The sequence below is a fragment of the Polaromonas sp. P3_C2 genome (assembly GCF_056402675.1).
The window spans coordinates 1-2,924 of sequence record NZ_JBFUGX010000534.1 but is presented as its reverse complement, the minus strand read 5'-3'; the positions used below and the strand labels follow the sequence as shown (position 1 = coordinate 2,924).

3 protein-coding genes are annotated in these 2,924 nt (G+C 65.3%); 1 reads left to right on the top strand and 2 read right to left on the bottom strand.

The genetic code is table 11. The annotated features are described in order from the left end of the window. The first annotated feature begins 39 nt into the window (after positions 1–39). Positions 40–525, top strand: coding sequence for an Lrp/AsnC family transcriptional regulator (locus AC1DWI_RS18505; protein ID WP_477670007.1), 486 nt, complete (start codon positions 40–42; stop codon positions 523–525). A 63-nt stretch (positions 526–588) separates the two neighbouring features. Here the strand turns inward: AC1DWI_RS18505 and AC1DWI_RS18500 are convergent, their stop codons facing one another. Together AC1DWI_RS18500 and AC1DWI_RS18495 are read right to left on the bottom strand one after the other, a co-directional pair. Further along, positions 589–2,040, bottom strand: coding sequence for a DUF3999 domain-containing protein (locus AC1DWI_RS18500; RefSeq protein ID WP_477670008.1), 1,452 nt, complete (start codon positions 2,038–2,040; stop codon positions 589–591). Beyond that, the coding region (locus tag AC1DWI_RS18495; RefSeq protein WP_477725406.1) for a DUF2339 domain-containing protein at positions 2,037–2,924 on the bottom strand (888 nt) is incomplete at its 5' end. The genes AC1DWI_RS18500 and AC1DWI_RS18495, both read right to left, overlap by 4 nt.

Sequence of the window (2,924 nt, the reverse complement as noted above, 5' to 3'; positions counted from 1 at the left end):
CTTCAGTATATAGAATTAAATTTCATTTATATTCACTTAATGGAACAAATAACCATTGATGACGTTGACGTGAAGCTACTGGCCAGCCTGCAAACCGATGCATCGCTGAGCAACCAGGCGCTGGCCGAACGCGTCCATATCTCGCCGCCGACCTGCTTGCGCCGCGTGAAACGCCTGCGCGATGCCGGGCTGGTGGAGCGTGAAATCGCACTGCTCAGCCCCGACAAACTGGCCACCCTCACCGGCCACGGGCTGACGGCCCTGGTCGAAATCACGCTGGATCGTCAAGGCACCGAGCAGCAGGAAGCGTTTGAGGCGCGGGTGGTGCAGGACGACGCCGTTCAGCAGTGCTACCGCGTCTCACCGGGGCCGGACTTCATGCTGGTGGTACATGTGGCCGACATGCCGCGCTACCTTGCGCTGGCACAGCGGCTTTTCACCAGCGACGCGAATGTGCGCAACGTGAAGGCATTTTTCAGCACCAAACGCGCAAAATTTGAACCAAAAGTGCTTCTAGGCCAATAGGAATCTGCGCGAGGGGCTATCAAAACAATAGCAATACGACTTCAGGTAGTGGCGGTATAAAACTTATTGACCGGGCTCCACAGCCTGCCGGGTTTGCCTGAGCAGCACCCACGCCATCAGCCCCAGCGCCAGGGCTCCCGCCAGCAAGACGCCCCACAACACCAGGCTGCGTGTGGGCATGCCCTGGCTGGGGGGCTGCGCCGCCACCAGCGGGCCGGCCACAGCGGCACTGCCACCGGTGACGTCTGCTTTGGACACGTCGGCCTGGGCGACAGGCAGCGAGTTTTCCTGCTGGGCCTTGTAGCCAGGAATCAGGCTGGCCATGGGCAGAAAAGCGCCTGCTGCCCCCGTTGCGCTGGCCAGGCCCGCAGCCAGGGTGAAAGGGCCCTGCCCGCTGGCCAGAAAGATGAGCTGTGCCGGTTCGAACTGCAGGACGATTTCAGGCGCGGCGGCAAACCCCGGCGTTTTGAGGTCGGCTTCGATCTTCATTTCGCGCACCGATGAGCCCTGCAATTCGACCGGTCCGCTGGCTTGTTCTTTGCCCGCGGTGGTCATCCGGTAGACCACGGCGCTGGCCAGCAACGCCCACGGCTGGTTGCGGTCATTACGGCCCAGCACGCGGATGGGCACCAGCACATTGCTGCCTTGCGGCGTGATCTTTAAGGCCGCAACAGGCGTGGCAAAAGGCAACGCAAAAGTCAGCTCATGCGGATGGGTCAGCACCGGCGTGGCCATGGTGGCGCCCACGCGCTGGCGCAGGGCCGTGCTGCGGGACGTGACCAGCGTGGCGCCGCGCAGGGTGACGGCGGCGTCCCCCCAGGTGATGCGCAGGTAGTGGTCTTTCAAATCCGCCATGGCAAGCGCCAGGCTGCTGTCACCCAGGCTGGCGGCCGGGGCGGAAGCATCGGCGCGGTACAGCACGGTGTCGGCCAGGGGCCGCCAGTTCTTCAGATCCTTGCTGGCCTGCACATTAAAGCTCACGGGCTGGCCGACCGGCAGGTCGGCGTCCAGCGTCAGGCGGGCTGCCGGCGCATTGACGCTGCGCGTGTCGAGCAGCGCGCCCAGCACCTTTTGCGATGAAGCCGCGCCCGCGGTGTCTGCCGCGCTGCCCGTGTTGAGCTGCACCACGCGCCGGCCCTGCCGCTCTTCAATGCGCAGCGACAGACCCTCCAGACCGGCAGCGCCTGCGGCACCCAGGATGGGATACGCCGTGAGCTTGACCTGCTGCTCCTGCGTAGCCGTTTCCGCGGCGACGTTGGCCAGCGCCATGGGCACCGGCTGACCCGCCGCATTGAAGAGGCGTATGTCGCCATAACCGGCGCTTTGCAGCCGCACCAGGGCTTCGGCCGGCACCACCAGCCGCTGCAACGGCGCATCAGGCGCCAGCGTCACAGGTATGCGAACAGCATACGATTTGGCGCTGCCGGCATCCGCGGCGTCGGCGGCCAGCGCCAGCAACGGGGCTGCCAGCGCGGTGGAGAGCGCCAGGGTTAAAAAGCGTTGGTTGATTTTCATGACTGGGTTACCTTCTGGTCGCCCGCATCTTCGGGCAAAACATCTTGCGCAGTGGCGGTGGCGGCGGCCTTGGGCGGCAGCGGCGCAAAGTAGCCCACCACCAGCATCAGCACCCCCACCACGATGAACGCGATGATGCGCTCCGCCCCGCCGGCGTTCGACAAGTCAATCAACAGCAGCTTGACGACCACCAGGCCCAGCAGGCCAGCGCCCACCAGCCACAGCGGCCGCTGCACGCGCCGGTGCGCCAGCACCATCAGGCTCAGGGCCAGCAGCGTCCACAAAATGGCGTAACCGGTTTGCACCACGAAGCTGCCGAACAGCGCGTCGGCGTCCCAGCGTACGCCGAAGAAATGGTGGGCGATGCGCAGCCACACGGTATTGACGGCGACAAACATCAGCAAGGCCAAAGCCACCAGCGCATTACGGCCGGTCACCCAGCCCGCATTGCCCGGCGGCGGCGCGGCCGTCACCAGCACGCGGCGCCAGAACACCAGGGCGCCCAGTGCGAGCGCAAGCGTCAGGTCGGTCGGGTTGAGCAACGGGATGTAAGGCAGCGGTGCAGTGTGACCCGACGAGTGAACCGCAGCCACCAGCGCGCCCCAGAACACCAGCACCGCCAGCGGCAAGGCGGCATACCAGTAGTAAGCCTGGGCATGCGGATTGAGGGGCCACTTCGCGCCCTGTCGCAGGGCCGCGCTGTTGACACGCCCTGCCCACACCGCCAGCAGCATCAGCACCGCGATGGCGCTGACCAGCAGGACCACGCCGGCCCACGAAGTGCGCCAGAGCTCGGCCTTGCCGATACCCGACCACAGGCAGTCCGCAAGCAGGAAGGTCACCAGCCACGCGCTTGCCGCATGCAAAAAACCATAGGGCGACCG

Excerpts from the sequence above, each read along its gene's own strand:
- AC1DWI_RS18500 (WP_477670008.1), bottom strand. The coding sequence starts at position 2,040 with ATGAAAATCAACCAACGCTTTTTAACCCTGGCGCTCTCCACCGCGCTG.
- AC1DWI_RS18505 (WP_477670007.1), top strand. The coding sequence starts at position 40 with ATGGAACAAATAACCATTGATGACGTTGACGTGAAGCTACTGGCCAGC.